This is a genomic window from Shewanella sp. POL2 (assembly GCF_000282755.1).
GTDB classification, from domain to species: Bacteria; Pseudomonadota; Gammaproteobacteria; order Enterobacterales; family Shewanellaceae; genus Shewanella; species Shewanella xiamenensis.
Window position 1 is genome coordinate 1 of record NZ_AKZL01000096.1, and the last position, 15813, is coordinate 15813.

The window sequence follows — 15813 nt, forward strand, 5'->3', positions numbered from 1 at the left end:
CGACCCCGTTCACTGCCTTACAGGCAGCTTAGAAAGTGAAAACCACATGGTGACCGCCAACGACCCCGTTCACTGCCTTACAGGCAGCTTAGAAATGATGGGTACATTTCGCGGCGGCGTTTTAAATGTTCACTGCCTTACAGGCAGCTTAGAAATATATTCGATGGTGAACTAAAATGCCTACATAGTTCATTGCCTTACAGGCAGCTTAGAAAAAATGAAAGGTTTTCTGTGGCCTTTTGCACCTGTTCACTGCCTTACAGGCAGCTTAGAAACGCGAGGACTAGGGCGCAGCCGACGGCTTTTATTCACCACTTCACAGGCGGCTTAGAAAGCTAGCCAAGTTTTACTGTAGCTAAAGCACAAGTTTGATTTGTTGTTCGTTGAAGCGACCTAATAGCGTTAAGCCTCTTTAGTGAGGCTTTTTTATTCGTTTTTTTCTAGATACTGCTCACTAAAACCTTTCAAAAATGCATGCGCTGATGTGCCACAGGCAAGGCAAACCTGCTCAAGTTCTAAGATTTTGAGTTGACGCTCCCCGCTCTCGTACTTGGATACGAAACTTTGGGGCTTTTCTAATTTAAGAGCGAGCTCACTTTGACTGAGGCCTGCATTTTTACGCATAGCTTTCAATTCATTACGTAAGGCTTCTTCTCTATCCGACCATAGCTTTTGTTTCATGGGCCGATAGTAGACGAAGTTGTAAAATATCCCATTTTGGGATATTTTGGTTATGTATTAGGGTTTCTAATATGAGTTTGGAGGTTGGTTATTGCATCAAATCTGACTGAACCAGTTGATGGGGTAAATCTAATATATTTTCTCTATCCGCTCACCTTCGAGATGACTTGTTATAGCTATTACTAATCTCTTAATTTTAAAGCAGTTAGGAGAGTTTCAAAAATGGACCGGTTTATTAAATATCTGATAATTTGTTTTTTATTAGTACTATCAATGGCTTTGTTGACAATATTCAAGAGCAACGTTGAACTTGGTTTTTGGGGATGGATAGCTTTCATTTTATCTGGAACTCTGTTTATGACGATTGGCTCCTTTATAGGTGGAGTATTTTTAAGCTTTGTTAGGCCAGATGCATACTTTACATCAGGTGCTATGGATGCATTTTATAAACGTATATTTTGGAGTGTTGGACCTCAATTTATTGGCGGACTAATTGGTTTTATGGCGTGTGAAGGATTTATGGTCAATGTGTTAGGATTTACCCAGTTTAGGTAAGATATTACTATTGATATTTGAGATACTAAGCTCAGTTAAAAAGCCTTTAACTGAGCTAGATCTAAATAGTTATTATTTCAGTATTAGGTGTTTATAATCAATTTTAAATATTGTGACAATTTTTCTAACGCTTCCCTTCGCTCATCGAAATAATCATGCTGGTTATAAATCCCTTCAACACCCTTTAGTTTGTGGTTAAGGCAACGCTCTGCAACGTGCCCTGGCGTTCCTTGTTTTGCAAGCAGGGTGCGGCAGGTACGACGTAGATCGTGCACAGTGAAGTGGGGCATATCACCCATTAAGTTTGGGGGTTGTTTTTTCTTACCGGCTTCGTGGCCAAATAGTTTAGTGATTGCTCGGTTTAGCGTATCAGGACCCATATGGGGATTTTTACTTGAGCGTCTGCTGGGGAAGACATACTCGGAGTCATATGCTCTGATTTTTAGCTCATATAGCCATTCCATCACTATGGGCGGCAATGGAATCGCAATACCCACTCCAGATTTGCTCCTGTTTTTTGACAGATTCCACACCTTCTCATCAAGATTAAACTCCTTCCAAGGCGCTTCAGCTAACTCAGACTTACGTACTCCCAATGTAATCAGTAGTGCACATGCTAGATAGTTGTCACGGCTAAAGCTGTTACTATTTTCCCTAGCGATTTTAAAAAACGTGGTGACTTCCTCTCGCGTTAAAGCGCGGTCTTTACTTTTTTCTAAGCCACCAGCATCTGATATAGAAAATGCACTTGCGGGATTTGCGCCAAGCAGATCCAGCTTTATGCCGTGATTAAAAAGCTGCTTGCAGTACATTAGAGCATCGTTAGCTATTGCTGGGCGGTTAGTGGCTGCAATGGCTTGTAATACAGCCTTTATGTCTCTGGCTGTGACGCTATCGACGTTGAAGCTGCCTATATGGGGAGCAATGTCTTTACGGTAGATACGTTCGGGGATTTCGTGGTGCTTGAGTCTTTTAATGTTACCTAAATGCCAATCGGCAAAGAGATCATCAACGGTTTTGATTTTGGATTGCTCTGCACGTTTTTTGGCTATGAGCGGGTCGAGACCATCGCGAAACTGTTTCATTTTGGTAGCAGCTTCCGCACGCGCATCCGCAAGAGACATATCACTGTATTTTGCTAAGGTCATTTCCTTGCGTTTGGATTGCGCCGTGTAACGGAGCATCCAATATGGAACGCCAAGCTTTGGGACAACAAAATACAGACCGGCTCCATCTGCATACCGGCCAGGTTCTCCTTTAGCCTTGGACTCAATCTCTTTTACTGTCAGGTTTCCCATAAATCCATTCCCCATCATGACCTTAAGGTTGCTTTTATGAAAGCCAATAATACCCACCACTGACGATCGGAGTTATTGTAGCATACCCACCAATATACCCACCATATGGCGGTGGGTAGTGGTGGGTATAGATGGATGTTAGTAGACGGGTTAAATATTAAAACCAATCAAAAACAATGGTTAATGGTGCTTTATGGATGCCTATGGATATCATTCAACGTTTTGGATCTGCTCGCGCATTTGTTCGATGAGCACTTTGAGCTCGACGGCGGCGGCGGTGATTTCGGTGCTGATGGATTTAGAGGCGAGGGTGTTCGATTCGCGGTTAAATTCTTGCATCATAAAATCTAAACGGCGACCTTCGCTGCCGCCTTTTTTGAGGATGCGGCGGGCTTCGTTAACATGGGCTTCGAGCCTGTCCATTTCCTCTGCCACATCTTGTTTTTGCGCTAATAAGATCATCTCCTGCTCGATGCGGGCGGGATCGAGTTCACCTTTGATTTCGGCGAGGCGATTGGTGAGTTTATCGCGCTGATATTCCATGACTTTAGGCATATGCTCGCGCACAACGGCGATTTGCTCGCTGACGCCGTCTAAACGGCTTAAGAGCATGTCTTTGATGGCTGCGCCTTCACGCCCACGGGCTTCAATGAATTGGTCGATAGCTAAGTCGAAGGCGGTCATTAAATCGGCACCAACCGCGTCCATATCCTGCTCAGCACTAGAAAGTACTCCTGGCCAGCGCAAAATATCGGTGAGGTTGACTTCGCCTTGTCCGGCTTCTTGTTTGAGCCAACTAGCGGCGTCGAGTAGCTGTTTGGCTAACCCTTGGTTTAATTTAAGTTCGTTATTGCTGTTATCGGCTAATTCGTAGCGTAAATTGACCTCGACTTTACCGCGGCTTAAGCGTTTACGCAGGCGGTCGCGCAAAACGGGCTCGAAGCTGCGGAATTGTTCTGGCAGACGTAGGTAAGTTTCGAGATAACGCTGGTTGACTGAGCGAATTTCCCAAGAGGCAGTGCCCCATTGTGCTTTGTGCTCAATGCGAGCGTAGGCTGTCATGCTTTGGATCATGGGTTGTCCTAGTGGTTTAATCGTCATAATGAGAGGCGATTATAGAGTCAATGGCTTTAGGATTAAAGGCATACCACTACTCGCGAGGAGGATTAGGTGTTTGTGTGACGAGTTTGCTAGAGAATCACCCTAAGCATGGCATCTATAGGCACAAAACCCTATAATATGCAGCCAAAATCGGTCAATGACTCAGAATACAGGAATTTCGCATGCGTCCAAGTAACAGAACGCCAGCACAAACACGCCCCATTACTATCACTCGCCAATTTACGGCCCATGCCGAAGGTTCTGTGTTAGTCGAATTTGGCGAAACCAAAGTGCTTTGTACCGCCAGTTTTACTGAGGGTGTACCGCGTTTCCTTAAAGGTCAGGGCCAAGGCTGGGTAACGGCGGAATACGGCATGTTGCCACGCTCAACCCATAGTCGTATGGACCGTGAAGCCGCTCGTGGTAAACAATCTGGCCGCACGCAAGAAATTCAACGTCTTATCGGCCGTGCGTTGCGTGCCTGTGTGGATATGAAAGCGCTGGGTGAAAACACCATTGTCATCGATTGTGATGTGATCCAAGCTGATGGTGGTACTCGCACCGCGTCAATCACTGGTGCTTGTGTCGCCTTAGTGGATGCGCTTAACTGGGCTCGTGGTAAAGGCATTATTAAATCTAACCCGCTTAAGTTCTTAATCGCTGCGGTCAGCGTGGGTATCTACAACGGTGAAGCGATAAGCGACTTAGAGTATGTTGAAGACAGCGCAGCCGAAACCGATATGAACGTGGTAATGACAGAAACCGGTAAGATTATCGAAATTCAAGGCACTGCCGAAGGTGAGCCGTTTACTCACGAAGAGTTGATTGAGCTACTTGGTTTAGCGAAGAACAGTATTCGCGAAATCGTCGATGTGCAGAAAGCCGCATTAAATTAATTGTTATTGATAAAAAGCCCCGTTATGGGGCTTTTTATTAAATCAATATTGCTATAACCCAATAAAAATAGAACGTTAAAGTCGTAAGGAGAGATTGTGAAAGCCTATCAACGTGAGTTTATTGAATTTGCCCTAGAGCGTCAGGTGTTGCGATTCGGCGAGTTTACCCTTAAATCGGGCCGTATCAGTCCTTATTTCTTTAATGCTGGCCTATTCAATACTGGCCGTGATTTAGCCCGTTTAGGGCGTTTTTATGCGGCGGCGTTAGTGGATTCTGGCATAGAGTACGATCTGTTGTTTGGCCCTGCTTACAAAGGTATTCCGATTGCGACCACGACAGCGGTGGCTTTGTGCGAACATCACGATATCGATATTCCTTACTGCTTTAACCGTAAAGAGAAAAAAGATCACGGTGAGGGCGGTAGCTTAGTCGGTAGCGAGCTTAAAGGTCGGGTGATGCTGGTGGACGATGTGATCACTGCGGGGACGGCGATCCGTGAGTCGATGGAAATCATCGAAGCTCATCAAGCGCAGCTGGCAGGCGTATTAATCGCGCTGGATAGACAAGAGAAGGGCAAGAGCGAATTGTCAGCCATCCAAGAGGTCGAGCGTGATTTTGGCTGTGGTATTGTGGCGATTATCAAGCTTGCGGATCTGATCAGCTATTTATCTGAAAAACCAGGTATGGAAGCGCAACTAGCAGCGGTAAGCCAGTACCGTGAGCAGTATGGCATCGAGGCCTAATAAGGCTTAAGCGTGTTATAAACCGCTAAAACAGAAACGCTGCAATTCAATAAGAATGGCAGCGTTTTTTTATATCTCACACAAAGTAAGGTCTTACTTCGACTGGTGTAAAAACTCGGCGCGGGTCGCTGGGTTGGATTTAAAAATACCACCTAAGGCCGTCGTGGTGGTGGAGCTGGTGGAGTCCATTACGCCGCGGGATTTTACGCAGTAATGCACCGCATCCATTTTAACCGCAACATCTTTAGTTTCGAGCAAGGTCTGCAGCGCGACTAACACTTGCTGAGTTAAACGCTCTTGTACCTGAGGACGTTGGGCAAAGAAACGTACAATGCGGTTAATCTTTGATAAACCAATAATTTTTTTACGTGGAAGATACGCAATGGTTGCCGTGCCATCAATAGTGACAAGGTGATGTTCACAGGTACTGGTCAGGCTAATATCCTGTACGCGCACCATTTCATCAAAGCCCATTTTGTTATCAATCACAGTGATCTTCGGGAAGTTCGCATAATCTAGACCGGAGAAGATTTCGTCGACATACATTTTGGCGATGCGGCGTGGGGTATCGGCAAGACTGTCATCAGAAAGATCCAGTGACATGAGCGTCAGAATTTCCTTCATATGGTGTTCAATCTTGTCCTTACGCTCTTCAGGAGTAAACACACTGGGGAGCATGGGGGTTTCAAGTCCGCGCTCTTGCAGGGCGGCCTGTACTTTTACTGCTGCTTCACTTAATGACATTTTTATCCTCCACTACTTCAGTAGCGGCTATCACTGAAAACCTAGCACTGGTCGCTGAATATCAGCAATCAGGTGCGCTAGGGTATAAATCGATTCGTTGTCACTTGGACAAGAACAAGGTGGGGCAGAATAGCGCGAATTGCGGATAATTCATACCAAAAAACGCTCACGCTGAAGATGAAAAAGCCGATAGTCCTTATCGATTATCGGCTCCTTGGGGCGCTAAAACATCATTATCTTGATGAAGATAGCTTTTATTTTAGTTAAGGCTAAAGTTTCAGGTTAGTTTTTAAGAAGCTCAACATCTGATCGTAATACTTGGCTCTATGAGTATCGTTATAAAAACCATGACCTTCGCTATCCATCACCAGTTTTTGGTAGGGATAATTATGGGCTTTGAGGGCTTTTTCGAGTGATTCCAACTGTTCAATTGGCGCTCGCTCATCTTCACCACCGTGCACCAGTAAGAGGTTCGCTTTTAATTTAGCAACGTTTTCAGAGGGAGACATGGCTTTTAGGGTGGCTTTATCTTGGCCAAGTACGTCCTTAAGATAGCTTGTTCCTGAACGTGTTCTGGCGATGTCACCTTCATTAAACATCAACTCCAGATCATACACACCGGCAACCCCTACCGCGCATTTAAACATATCGGGCGCCAATACCGCGCTTTGTAGTGCGCTATAGCCGCCAAAGCTACCGCCAGCGATACATACCCGTTCCTTATCGGCAAAGCCTTGGTCAATGACGTATTGAGTTGCGTCTATTATGTCGTGCTGAATATCGGAGCCCCATTTTCGATAGCCAGCTTGCTGGAAGGCCTCACCATAACCACCTGAGCCGCGGAAGTTAACCTGCAACACCGCCATGCCGTTTTTAGCAAGTAATTGATTTTGTGGATCAAATCCCCACCAGTCACGAATGCCATGGGGACCGCCATGGGGATTAACGACCAAGGGTAAATTTTTGGCTTCTTTGCCGAAGGGTAAGGTTAAATAGCCATGTATTTTCTGGCCATCGCGGTTAGTGAAGCTAATAGGTTTGACCTCCGCCATTTGCTCTGGGTCGAGCCATTTACGGGCGGCGGATAGATACTCTAGCTTGAGCTTTTTCGTATCAAACACATAGTAATCACCGGGATTGCGGTCATTAAATGCAATCACCACCAATTGCTCACCATTACGGGTTTCGCTGACAATCCGTACTTGATGCCCAGGTAGGGCAGCAATTAAATCCTTAAGTAGTTTGGCGTGGCTGTCGTTGTTATCCACAAAGGCATAGCTTGGATAGCCATTTTCAAACTCAACGGCATAAAGCTGCTTATTGGTACCGTTGATCCAGAAGTTATTGGGATCAACGACCTCATCTTGAATGATCTCGGCCTTCTCGCCTGTTTCGAGGTTGATGCGATAGACGCCTAAGGTTTCAGTGCCTACTCGACCCGCAGCATAGATGGTATTTTTATTATCAGCGAAGGAGATCGGTGTAAAATCACTTAAGCCAAGGTTGAGTTTATCGGTATTTATCCACTCGCCATCTTTGCGGTAAAACACTTTAGTGATGTTTTTGCTGTCTTTCCCTGCCACAAAGCGGACTTCACCATCATGGTCGGTCATAAAGCGAGCTTGGCCTATGGGAGAGCCTGTGATGCGTTTACGCACCCCGCTAAAAAGGTCAACGCGGTAGACATCCTGAGGCGTTTCACTCAAGTCAGGGGCACCAGTCCATGGGAGCGCATTGACCAGCATATAGCGTTCATCATCCGGAAGAGGATCCAGAATGAATGCTGTGGCATTTATGGCGGTGTTTTTCTTGATATTTGAACCTGTCTGTTGCTCACCGCTGTTATATCCAAAGAGATATTTAGGGCGAGAACCATCGGCGTTGACCGCCATTAATTCGCCGTAGTATTGGGGCACATCGCTCCAGCCCTTAAGGTATTCTTTTGCCAGTACAATACGCTCGCTATTGGCCCATTCATAGGTGCCTACCTGGGCGTTGCTTGGGAAGCGAATCGCATTCAGCAGTTTTTTGGTTTGAGCATCTAATACTATGAGTACATTTTTACCCTCAACACTGGTAATTGCACTTAAGTATTTGCCGGTAGGTGATATTTTCACATCAGCGTACTCATCACCGCGACTGAATAATTGTGATTGTGATAATGCATTCTTGGCCGATGTTTCAGCCGCGAATGTGTTGATTGGCATGATGGGTAAGCAAATTACGGCCAATGCAGCAAATGGCAAAGATTTCATCTGACATCCTTGTAATATTATTGTGGTTTTAGTTTTAACAATGTGTAAACAAGATTAAAGCAAAAGCACTACTGATACAAGGAGTCGGGATAAAAGAAAGGACGGTGATTACCGTCCTTTATGTTGATAAATCATTAGCTTTGCAACAGCTGATGCTGAATAAAGCGCCACTGTTCATCGAAGTGTTGTGTGGGTTTTAGTTTAAACTCACTGCGGACAAATTGAGCAATTCGCCCCTCTGCGAAGGCTAACAGCAAATTAGCTAAAATAGCCTCATCTAAATTAAAGCCTTTGCCTTCTCGCAGGGTCTTTTCCCGCAAAATTTGCTTAAGTTGAGTTTCTATTTTTGCAAATAGCGTACTAATGCGGCTACGCAGACGCTCATTTTCACCTAAAAGCGCATCACCATTGAGGACGCGCGAGATCCCTGGATTACGCTCGGCAAAAATCAGCAGTAGTTGCAGCACCAGTTGACAGCGTTTCATGGTGTCTTTTTCATCATCCATGATGATGTTGATACGAGAGAGTAATGACTCTTCAATAAACTCAATTAACCCTTCAAACATCCGCGCTTTACTCGGGAAGTGGCGATAGAGTGCCGCTTCCGATACGCCCACTTCTGAGGCGAGTTTAGCGGTGGTAATACGTTGTCCTGGGCTGGTTTCTAGCATTTGTGCTAGGCATTGCAGTATGTGTTCACGACGATTAATTTTTGGGCTTACAGCCATTGCAGTATCCTTCGCTCAATAACGATTCAGGTTATTTAGTGCCAGAATGGCCAAATCCACCTTCACCACGGTCTGAGCTATCGAACTCATCAACGAGTTTGAATTGTGCTTGTACCACAGGGACAAACACCAGTTGTGCGAGACGATCACCGATTTCTAAGGTAAATGGGGTATCGCTGCGGTTCCAACAAGAGACCATTAAGGGCCCCTGATAATCCGAATCGATAAGCCCAACCAGATTTCCAAGGACGATACCGTGCTTATGCCCAAGGCCTGAACGCGGTAAAATCACTGCTGCAAGGCCTGGATCTGCTACGTGGATGGCGATACCCGTTGGGATTAACTGAGTTTCTCCTGGGGCTATCGTCATTGTGGTATCTATCATGGCGCGAAGATCCATGCCTGCGCTGCCTGGTGTGGCATAGGCAGGCAGCGGGAATTCAGAGCCAATACGGGAATCGAGGATCTTTAATTCAATCGGTGTTTTCATTTGTGTTGTTTTTCTTTCACTATCAACGAAAGTAATTGCCGAGCCAACGTGAGTTTATCGGTAGCAGGCAAATCTTGACTACCCTGTGGCCAGAATACGCGCAGGGCATTGGCATCGGCGTTAAAGCCTAGACCAGCAACGGATACATCGTTTGCCGCGATCATATTCAAATTTTTACGTTTGAGTTTATCGCGGGCGTAGGCTTCTACATCATGGGTTTCGGCGGCAAATCCCACCATAAAAGGACGGTTTGCCAAGCTTGCGACCGTCGCTAAGATATCAGGATTCCTCACCAGCGCAAGTTGCATTTCTTCCGCTGACTTTTTGATTTTACTGGTGGCAATATCGCTGACGCGATAGTCAGCAACCGCCGCACAGCCGATAAAAATATCTTTTTTATCAACATGGTTCATCACCGCCTCGAGCATGTTTTGCGCCGATTCGACATCGATTCGTGTCACCCCTTCAGGCGTGGCTAAATTTACGGGTCCTGCGACCAAGGTCACAACTGCGCCCATATCGGCCGCGGCCTTCGCTAAGGCAAAGCCCATCTTGCCTGAGCTGTGATTAGAGATATAGCGTACAGGATCGATGGCTTCGCGGGTTGGGCCTGCAGTGATCAGTACCGATTGGCCTGCTAGCGGTTGTGACTCCTGTTCAGCATAGACATCTTTTGTTGCAAAAAAGCGACTCGCGAGTTCGGCAATTTCGAGCGGTTCGAGCATGCGGCCAGGGCCCACTTCACCGCAAGCTTGACTGCCACTTGCCGGTCCCCATAGGGTGTAACCACGGCTTTGTAAACTGGCTAAATTGGCTTGAGTGGCGAGATTACGATACATCTGCTGATTCATTGCTGGACAGAGCGCAATTGGCGCTTCAGTGGCAAGACAAGTGGTTGTGATTAATTCATCCGCCATGCCTGCATTGATACGGGCCAGTAAATTCGCCGTTGCAGGGGCGATAATGACTAAATCGGCCCAGCGCGCCAGTTCAATATGCCCCATCGCCGCTTCGGCAGCGGGATCGAGTAAGCTCGATGATACCGGATGCCCTGATAAGGCTTGCAGTGTGAGTGGGGTAATAAATTCTATCGCACTTTGGCTCATGACCACACGTACATCAAAGCCGCGTTCTTTTAAGCGGCGCACTAAATCCGCACTTTTGTAGGCCGCAATGCCGCCACCAATACCCAGCAGGACGTTTTTCGTTATCAGGCTCACAGACATCATCCGAGATTGAAATAATGTCGCCAACCATACCACAAAGCGATGAATTGGCGTGACTGTCCCAGTTCAAAAAATCTCGTCCATACTTGCTAAAGTAAAAATATGCGACGACAGGAGGTCACATGGCGATTAAGGATTGGCCAGAGGGCGAAGGGCCGCGGGATAAGTTATTGCTAAAAGGCGCCAGTCATCTCTCGGATGCCGAATTACTGGCGGTGTTGTTGCGTAATGGCCTGTCTGGGCTGAATGCCGTAGACCTTGCCCGTTCACTTATTCAAGAATTTGGTGGTTTAAGAAGCTTACTTTGCGCACCAAAGCATCAGGTGTGTCGACTTCCTGGCGTGGGACCTGTAAAATACGCCCAGCTTCAAGCCGCGGCTGAATTAGCGAGGCGTGTGGCACAAGAAAACCTGCAGAGAGGTCAGGTTTTGACAAATCCCGATTTAACTCGGGATTATTTAATGAGACAATTAGCTGACCGCTCCTATGAAGTGTTCGCAATTTTGCTGCTGGATAGCCAGCATAGAGTGATTCAGTTCGTCGAATTATTCCGCGGAACAATAGATTCAGCCTCAGTGTACCCACGTGAAGTGGTCAGCTTAGTGCTGGAGAAAAAGGCTGCTGCCGTCATAGTGTGTCACAATCATCCGTCTGGTATTGCCGAGCCCAGTCAGGCTGACAGACGAATAACTGAGCGATTAAAAAATGCGTTGGCAACCATAGATGTATCCCTGTTGGATCATATGGTTGTTGGTGATCGAGAGATAGTTTCCTTCGCGGAACGAGGCTGGATTAATTAATCTAACACTTGATCTTCACTCTGTGATCGTGTATAAAATGCGCCCTCTTTGTGCCTCGGGCGACGGCCATACGAGGCACATTAATGCTCGAGCGTTAAAATTGTTTTTGGAGAAGATTGACATGTCAAGAGTATGCCAAGTTACTGGCAAGAAGCCGATGGTTGGTAACAACCGTTCGCACGCAAAAAACGCGACCCGTCGTCGTTTTTTACCTAACCTACAAAACCACCGTTTTTGGTTAGAAGAAGAAAAACGTTTCGTACAGTTACGTGTATCTACTAAAGGTATCCGTCTGATCGATAAGAAAGGTATTGAAGTTGTTGTTGCTGAACTTCGTGCCCGTGGCGAGAAGGTGTAATAGATCATGGCTAAAGCTAAAGGTAATCGTGAGAAGATCAAATTAGTTTCTACAGCTAAAACTGGTCACTTCTACACAACTGAAAAAAACAAGCGTAACATGCCAGAAAAAATGGAAATCAAAAAATTTGATCCAGTTATTCGTCAGCACGTTATCTACAAAGAAGCAAAAATCAAGTAATCCTTGTTTAGTGTTTCGAGAAAAGCCCCTTATCTAAGGGGCTTTTTTTTGGCTTTTCGTCATCAAGATGAGATAAATCTGTCCCATATTTGGCGATTGCGACTAAATCATATTTGGTTAAAAAAATGTGACCATTTATCAAAAGTGCAATTTTTTGAAAATATAAGCACTTTATTGTATTAAAACTGCATTTTAATGAGAATAAATTCTTTATTGGTGAATTAAAATGCAATACTATACGCGGGTTTTCGTTATTCACTCCTGGTAAGCCATTTTGGGGTTACCAGCTTAAATATGAGGTGTAAACAACGCGTGCGTACCACTGAACTGGTTGATGGATTTCGTCATTCTGCCCCTTACGTTAATGCCCATAGAGGGAAAACCTTTGTGGTGATGTTGGGTGGCGAGGCTTTAGCACAAAATCAATTTCGCGGCATTTTGAATGACGTGGCGTTGTTACACAGTTTGGGTATTAAAGTGGTGTTGGTGTATGGCGCGAGGCCGCAAATCGATGCAGCGTTAGCCGCCAATGGGATTGAACCCGCCTACCACGAAGGTGTACGTATCACGGATGAAGACTCACTCAAAGTCATTAAGCAAGTCGCGGGTGCATTACAGTTTGATATTACCGCGCGTTTATCGATGAGTTTAAGCAATACGCCGATGCAAGGTGCGCAAATTAACTTAGTCAGCGGTAACTTTGTGATTGCTCAGCCACTGGGCGTCGATAATGGTGTGGATTTTTGTCTAAGCGGCAAAGTGCGCCGTATCGATACTCAAGGGCTTAAGCGTCAGCTCGATAATCACTGTATCGTGTTGATGGGGCCGATTGCTGCATCCGTCACTGGCGAAAGCTTTAACCTCACGGCTGAAGAGATTGCCACTCAGGTTGCTATCAAGCTGAAGGCCGACAAGATGATTGGCTTTAGTTCGCAAAACGGCATTCTCGATCGTAATGGCGATGTGATTGCTGAATTAATGCCAAATGATGCGCAAAATATTCTGGCTAAGCTTGCTGAGCAAGGTTCTGCCTGTGTGGGCACGATGGCTTTCCTCAAGGCGAGTATTGATGCGTGCCGTAATGGCGTGCCCCGTTGTCATTTGGTTAGCTATCTTGATGATGGTGCCTTGCTGCAGGAGTTGTTTTCCCGCGAAGGCATAGGTACGCAAATCGTAACAGAGAGCGCTGAGCGTCTGCGCCGCGCGTCGATTAGTGATATTGGTGGAATCCTCAATTTAATCCGTCCTCTGGAAGAGCAAGGCATTTTAGTGCGCCGAAGCCGTGAGCAGCTTGAGATTGAGATCGAGCAGTTTATGTTGATTGAGCGTGATGGCTTAGTGATTGGCTGTGCGGCTTTGTATCCGTTCGAAGAAGATAATGCCGGTGAGTTTGCTTGCCTTGTGGTGCACCCTGATTATCGTGATGCGGATAGGGGCAGTCTGCTGCTGAAAAACATCATAGGTCAGGCGCGTCATCGGGGTTATTCCCGTTTGTTTGCCTTGACTACCCGCAGCATTCACTGGTTCTTAGAACATGGCTTTGTGATTGAAGATGTGGATGCATTGCCGCAGAAGAAAAAGCAGCTGTATAACTATCAGCGCCGCTCTAAAATTCTCGCACTTGATCTGTAAGCTTTTTACGCTTGATAAGATGCCAGCCTAGCGCTGGCATTTTTGTTGACATAATATGTCTTTGTTGGCAGATTAAGCTTTTCTTCCTTAAGGACTGCCCACCATGGTGACTCAGTTTTTCTCTCTCGCGCCTCTGACTCAAACTTCAATTTTAAGCTTTATTATCTTGCTGTTAGGTTTAGCTGGCGTACTGTGGATGTTGTGGGTTAAACCTATGCCGAAAGTGGCTAAATCGGCGAGCTTAGGCATCTTGTTAGTAATGATTGGCGGATTTTCTTGGGTGTTTTATCAATCCCATAATGCTGAAATCGCGTTAACCGACACCGAGCTAAAACTCGATATTCCCTTCTATAAAGTGCAATTAGCGCGTTCCGAACTGTTAGTCGAGCAGGCGCGTCTTATCGACTTGAAGCTGGAGGTGGATTTGGTACCCAGCTTTAAAACCAATGGTATCGGTATGTCAGGGTTTCAACTCGGCTGGTTTAATTTGAAGGGGAAGGGCAAGGCATTTGTGGCAGTGACGGATAAATCCGAGCTAGTGTTAGTGCCAACGACGCGAGGCTACAATCTGCTCTTATCTATACCCGAGGGCGAGAAATTTTTAGCCCAACTACAAAAGTAGCAGGTCCAGTACACTTACCACTACTTTTGTAACCATTGGCTACAGCGCGATATTATCGCGCCGTTTTGCGTTTATAGGCCATATCGAAGGTGAACACCAATAGAGCGCCCCAAATAAAGCCAAAGGTGATGCTCTTCTCTGCATCGAAGGGTTCATTGAATAAGGTTACTGCGAGAATAAACATAATACTCGGGCCGATATATTGGAAAAAGCCGAGCATAGACAATGGAATACGTACCGCTGCACCAGCAAAACACAATAGTGGAATCGTGGTAACAATCCCGGCTGCCATCAACAATAAATTAAGGTGCCAATCGTTGGTGAGCATATTCGCCGTGGCGCTATTTAAGGTTGCGACCAGATAAACCAATGCGACCGGTAGCAGAATGGCGGTTTCGACTAGCAGACCCGATTTAGCATCCACGTTGACCTTTTTACGCAGCAGAGCATATACCCCGAAGGTGCCCGCTAAGGCGAGGGAGACAATGGGGATTGAGCCGAATGAGACTAATTGGATCAGCACACCAGTACTCGCCAGCGCGACGGCAAACCATTGCAACTTACGTAATCTTTCCCCTAAAAACAGCATGCCGAGCAGCACATTCAGTAGGGGATTAATAAAGTAACCCAAGCTGGCATCGAGCATATGATCATTATTCACTGCCCAGATAAAAATCAACCAGTTACCTGCAATTAACAGGGAGGTGATTGTCAGTACAAGCAGTTGTTTGGGCTGTTTAAACAGCTGACGCAGTTTTCCAAAACCGCCAATAAACAGCATGATGATCACCATAAATACAAATGACCAGATCACCCGATGCAGTAAAATTTCGGTCGCCGAAACATTGTGGAGTAGTTTGAAATATAAGGGCGCAAATCCCCACATACAGTAAGCACTGACGGCAAGTAGGATCCCTTTGCGGTATTCGGTATCAGGCATGAGACATCTTCGAAGGACAACAGGACGGCGATTGTAGGAGGCTATGGGAATTGACTCAAGGTGTGTACAGCCGCCTTTTTCGTTACAGGATGTCTCTGATGACGAGTGATCGAAATGAATAAGAGGGAAACAGCTGAAGAATCAAGGTGTTTCCCTTTAGCTTATTGATGTTGAATACGGTAAATCAATCTTGAAAAAACGATGGGTGACAACGGACTATCCCACCATATAAGTGCCAGTGCCGAAGGCGATATGGGTTCCTTGCTCGTTGTGTAACTCCATTCGGCAGACCGAGACGCGATTGCCAGCTCGGATCACACTGCCGGTGCCAGTGAAAATCTGTCCACGCCCGGGGCGCAGGTAATCGACACGCATATCAATAGTGCCTAAGGTTTGCAGCCGTTGCTGTAACTCTTCTACCGTCCAATCATCACGGCTAGCGACCAGTCCTGCAAAGGCGGTGAGCCCTCCTACGACATCAAGCACTGTGGCGGTGACACCACCGTGGAGAATTTGTTGATGAATATTGCCAATGAGCTCAGGCTTCATATTGATCACCACTT

The 15813-nt window shown here is 46.2% G+C and carries 18 protein-coding genes and 1 CRISPR repeat array; of the genes, 8 read left to right on the plus strand and 10 right to left on the minus strand.

From position 1 onward, the window contains the following. Positions 1-7: 7 nt before the first annotated feature. Positions 8-334: a CRISPR direct-repeat array (repeat unit 28 nt; unit sequence GTTCACTGCCTTACAGGCAGCTTAGAAA). Positions 335-426: 92 nt separating this feature from the next. Further along, entirely contained in the window at positions 427-681 is a 255-nt protein-coding gene (locus SHEWPOL2_RS18760) for a helix-turn-helix transcriptional regulator (protein ID WP_037430643.1), read from the minus strand. Positions 682-903: 222 nt separating this feature from the next. Between SHEWPOL2_RS18760 and SHEWPOL2_RS18765 the strand changes: the two genes are divergently transcribed. Next, entirely contained in the window at positions 904-1236 is a 333-nt protein-coding gene (locus SHEWPOL2_RS18765) for a membrane protein (protein WP_011071658.1), read from the plus strand. 83 nt (positions 1237-1319) lie between these two features. Here SHEWPOL2_RS18765 and SHEWPOL2_RS18770 read toward each other — a convergent pair whose 3' ends face one another. Together SHEWPOL2_RS18770 and SHEWPOL2_RS18775 are read right to left on the minus strand one after the other, a co-directional pair. After that, positions 1320-2534, minus strand: a complete 1215-nt coding sequence (locus SHEWPOL2_RS18770) for a site-specific integrase (RefSeq protein ID WP_037430658.1) — start codon at positions 2532-2534, stop codon at positions 1320-1322. A gap of 210 nt (positions 2535-2744) precedes the next feature. Beyond that, a complete protein-coding gene (locus SHEWPOL2_RS18775) occupies positions 2745-3608 on the minus strand; it encodes a YicC/YloC family endoribonuclease (RefSeq protein WP_037422912.1) in 864 nt (287 codons plus the stop codon). A 209-nt stretch (positions 3609-3817) separates the two neighbouring features. On the opposite strand from SHEWPOL2_RS18775, the gene rph reads away from it, so the two are divergent. Next, positions 3818-4531, plus strand: a complete 714-nt coding sequence (rph, locus tag SHEWPOL2_RS18780; protein WP_011073930.1) for a ribonuclease PH — start codon at positions 3818-3820, stop codon at positions 4529-4531. A 96-nt stretch (positions 4532-4627) separates the two neighbouring features. Further along, positions 4628-5275, plus strand: a complete 648-nt coding sequence (gene pyrE, locus SHEWPOL2_RS18785) for an orotate phosphoribosyltransferase (RefSeq protein ID WP_037430646.1) — start codon at positions 4628-4630, stop codon at positions 5273-5275. Positions 5276-5368: 93 nt separating this feature from the next. Here the strand turns inward: pyrE and folE are convergent, their stop codons facing one another. The 5 genes from folE to coaBC all read right to left on the minus strand — a co-directional run bounded on the left by folE (position 5369) and on the right by coaBC (position 10721). Beyond that, positions 5369-6019 carry a GTP cyclohydrolase I FolE gene (gene folE, locus SHEWPOL2_RS18790; RefSeq protein WP_037422910.1) on the minus strand — a complete coding sequence of 217 codons (651 nt, stop codon included), beginning with the start codon at positions 6017-6019 and terminating at the stop codon, positions 5369-5371. A 269-nt stretch (positions 6020-6288) separates the two neighbouring features. Continuing rightward, the gene (locus SHEWPOL2_RS18795) at positions 6289-8274 is read right to left on the minus strand and encodes a S9 family peptidase (RefSeq protein WP_037430647.1); all 1986 of its coding nucleotides are present in this window, start codon (positions 8272-8274) and stop codon (positions 6289-6291) included. A gap of 134 nt (positions 8275-8408) precedes the next feature. Further along, positions 8409-9002 (minus strand): nucleoid occlusion factor SlmA, encoded by a 594-nt coding sequence (gene slmA, locus SHEWPOL2_RS18800; RefSeq protein ID WP_011073926.1) that lies wholly within the window; start codon positions 9000-9002, stop codon positions 8409-8411. A gap of 31 nt (positions 9003-9033) precedes the next feature. Beyond that, positions 9034-9492 carry a dUTP diphosphatase gene (dut, locus tag SHEWPOL2_RS18805; protein WP_011624324.1) on the minus strand — a complete coding sequence of 153 codons (459 nt, stop codon included), beginning with the start codon at positions 9490-9492 and terminating at the stop codon, positions 9034-9036. Beyond that, positions 9489-10721, minus strand: a complete 1233-nt coding sequence (gene coaBC / locus SHEWPOL2_RS18810; RefSeq protein ID WP_037430650.1) for a bifunctional phosphopantothenoylcysteine decarboxylase/phosphopantothenate--cysteine ligase CoaBC — start codon at positions 10719-10721, stop codon at positions 9489-9491. Before coaBC ends, dut begins: the two co-directional genes overlap by 4 nt. Positions 10722-10840: 119 nt before the next feature. Between coaBC and radC the strand changes: the two genes are divergently transcribed. From radC to SHEWPOL2_RS18835, 5 genes are all read left to right on the plus strand, one after another. Further along, positions 10841-11518, plus strand: coding sequence for a DNA repair protein RadC (radC, locus tag SHEWPOL2_RS18815; protein WP_011073923.1), 678 nt, complete (start codon positions 10841-10843; stop codon positions 11516-11518). A 121-nt stretch (positions 11519-11639) separates the two neighbouring features. After that, positions 11640-11876, plus strand: coding sequence for a 50S ribosomal protein L28 (gene rpmB / locus SHEWPOL2_RS18820; RefSeq protein ID WP_006079870.1), 237 nt, complete (start codon positions 11640-11642; stop codon positions 11874-11876). A 6-nt stretch (positions 11877-11882) separates the two neighbouring features. Next, positions 11883-12056, plus strand: coding sequence for a 50S ribosomal protein L33 (gene rpmG, locus SHEWPOL2_RS18825; protein ID WP_006079871.1), 174 nt, complete (start codon positions 11883-11885; stop codon positions 12054-12056). 312 nt (positions 12057-12368) lie between these two features. After that, entirely contained in the window at positions 12369-13688 is a 1320-nt protein-coding gene (gene argA / locus SHEWPOL2_RS18830) for an amino-acid N-acetyltransferase (protein WP_037430660.1), read from the plus strand. Between the two features lie 103 nt (positions 13689-13791). Continuing rightward, a complete protein-coding gene (locus SHEWPOL2_RS18835) occupies positions 13792-14310 on the plus strand; it encodes a PH domain-containing protein (RefSeq protein ID WP_037430652.1) in 519 nt (172 codons plus the stop codon). A 52-nt stretch (positions 14311-14362) separates the two neighbouring features. On the opposite strand, the gene rarD is transcribed toward SHEWPOL2_RS18835, so the two are convergent. Both rarD and SHEWPOL2_RS18845 read right to left on the minus strand, forming a co-directional pair. After that, positions 14363-15250: an EamA family transporter RarD gene (gene rarD, locus SHEWPOL2_RS18840; RefSeq protein WP_037430653.1), complete on the minus strand. Its 888-nt coding sequence runs from the start codon at positions 15248-15250 to the stop codon at positions 14363-14365. Positions 15251-15466: 216 nt separating this feature from the next. Further along, a partial coding sequence (locus SHEWPOL2_RS18845) for a thioesterase family protein (protein WP_037430655.1) occupies positions 15467-15813 on the minus strand: 347 nt, incomplete at its 5' end.

What these genes read in the sequence shown, in the direction of transcription:
- SHEWPOL2_RS18760 (WP_037430643.1), bottom strand. Translation starts at nt 681, where the DNA reads ATGAAACAAAAGCTATGGTCGGATAGAGAAGAAGCCTTACGTAATGAA.
- SHEWPOL2_RS18765 (WP_011071658.1), top strand. Translation starts at nt 904, where the DNA reads ATGGACCGGTTTATTAAATATCTGATAATTTGTTTTTTATTAGTACTA.
- SHEWPOL2_RS18770 (WP_037430658.1), bottom strand. Translation starts at nt 2,534, where the DNA reads ATGGGAAACCTGACAGTAAAAGAGATTGAGTCCAAGGCTAAAGGAGAA.
- SHEWPOL2_RS18775 (WP_037422912.1), bottom strand. Translation starts at nt 3,608, where the DNA reads ATGATCCAAAGCATGACAGCCTACGCTCGCATTGAGCACAAAGCACAA.
- rph (WP_011073930.1), top strand. Translation starts at nt 3,818, where the DNA reads ATGCGTCCAAGTAACAGAACGCCAGCACAAACACGCCCCATTACTATC.
- folE (WP_037422910.1), bottom strand. Translation starts at nt 6,019, where the DNA reads ATGTCATTAAGTGAAGCAGCAGTAAAAGTACAGGCCGCCCTGCAAGAG.
- SHEWPOL2_RS18795 (WP_037430647.1), bottom strand. Translation starts at nt 8,274, where the DNA reads ATGAAATCTTTGCCATTTGCTGCATTGGCCGTAATTTGCTTACCCATC.
- slmA (WP_011073926.1), bottom strand. Translation starts at nt 9,002, where the DNA reads ATGGCTGTAAGCCCAAAAATTAATCGTCGTGAACACATACTGCAATGC.
- dut (WP_011624324.1), bottom strand. Translation starts at nt 9,492, where the DNA reads ATGAAAACACCGATTGAATTAAAGATCCTCGATTCCCGTATTGGCTCT.
- coaBC (WP_037430650.1), bottom strand. Translation starts at nt 10,721, where the DNA reads ATGATGTCTGTGAGCCTGATAACGAAAAACGTCCTGCTGGGTATTGGT.
- radC (WP_011073923.1), top strand. Translation starts at nt 10,841, where the DNA reads ATGGCGATTAAGGATTGGCCAGAGGGCGAAGGGCCGCGGGATAAGTTA.
- rpmB (WP_006079870.1), top strand. Translation starts at nt 11,640, where the DNA reads ATGTCAAGAGTATGCCAAGTTACTGGCAAGAAGCCGATGGTTGGTAAC.
- rpmG (WP_006079871.1), top strand. Translation starts at nt 11,883, where the DNA reads ATGGCTAAAGCTAAAGGTAATCGTGAGAAGATCAAATTAGTTTCTACA.
- SHEWPOL2_RS18835 (WP_037430652.1), top strand. Translation starts at nt 13,792, where the DNA reads ATGGTGACTCAGTTTTTCTCTCTCGCGCCTCTGACTCAAACTTCAATT.
- rarD (WP_037430653.1), bottom strand. Translation starts at nt 15,250, where the DNA reads ATGCCTGATACCGAATACCGCAAAGGGATCCTACTTGCCGTCAGTGCT.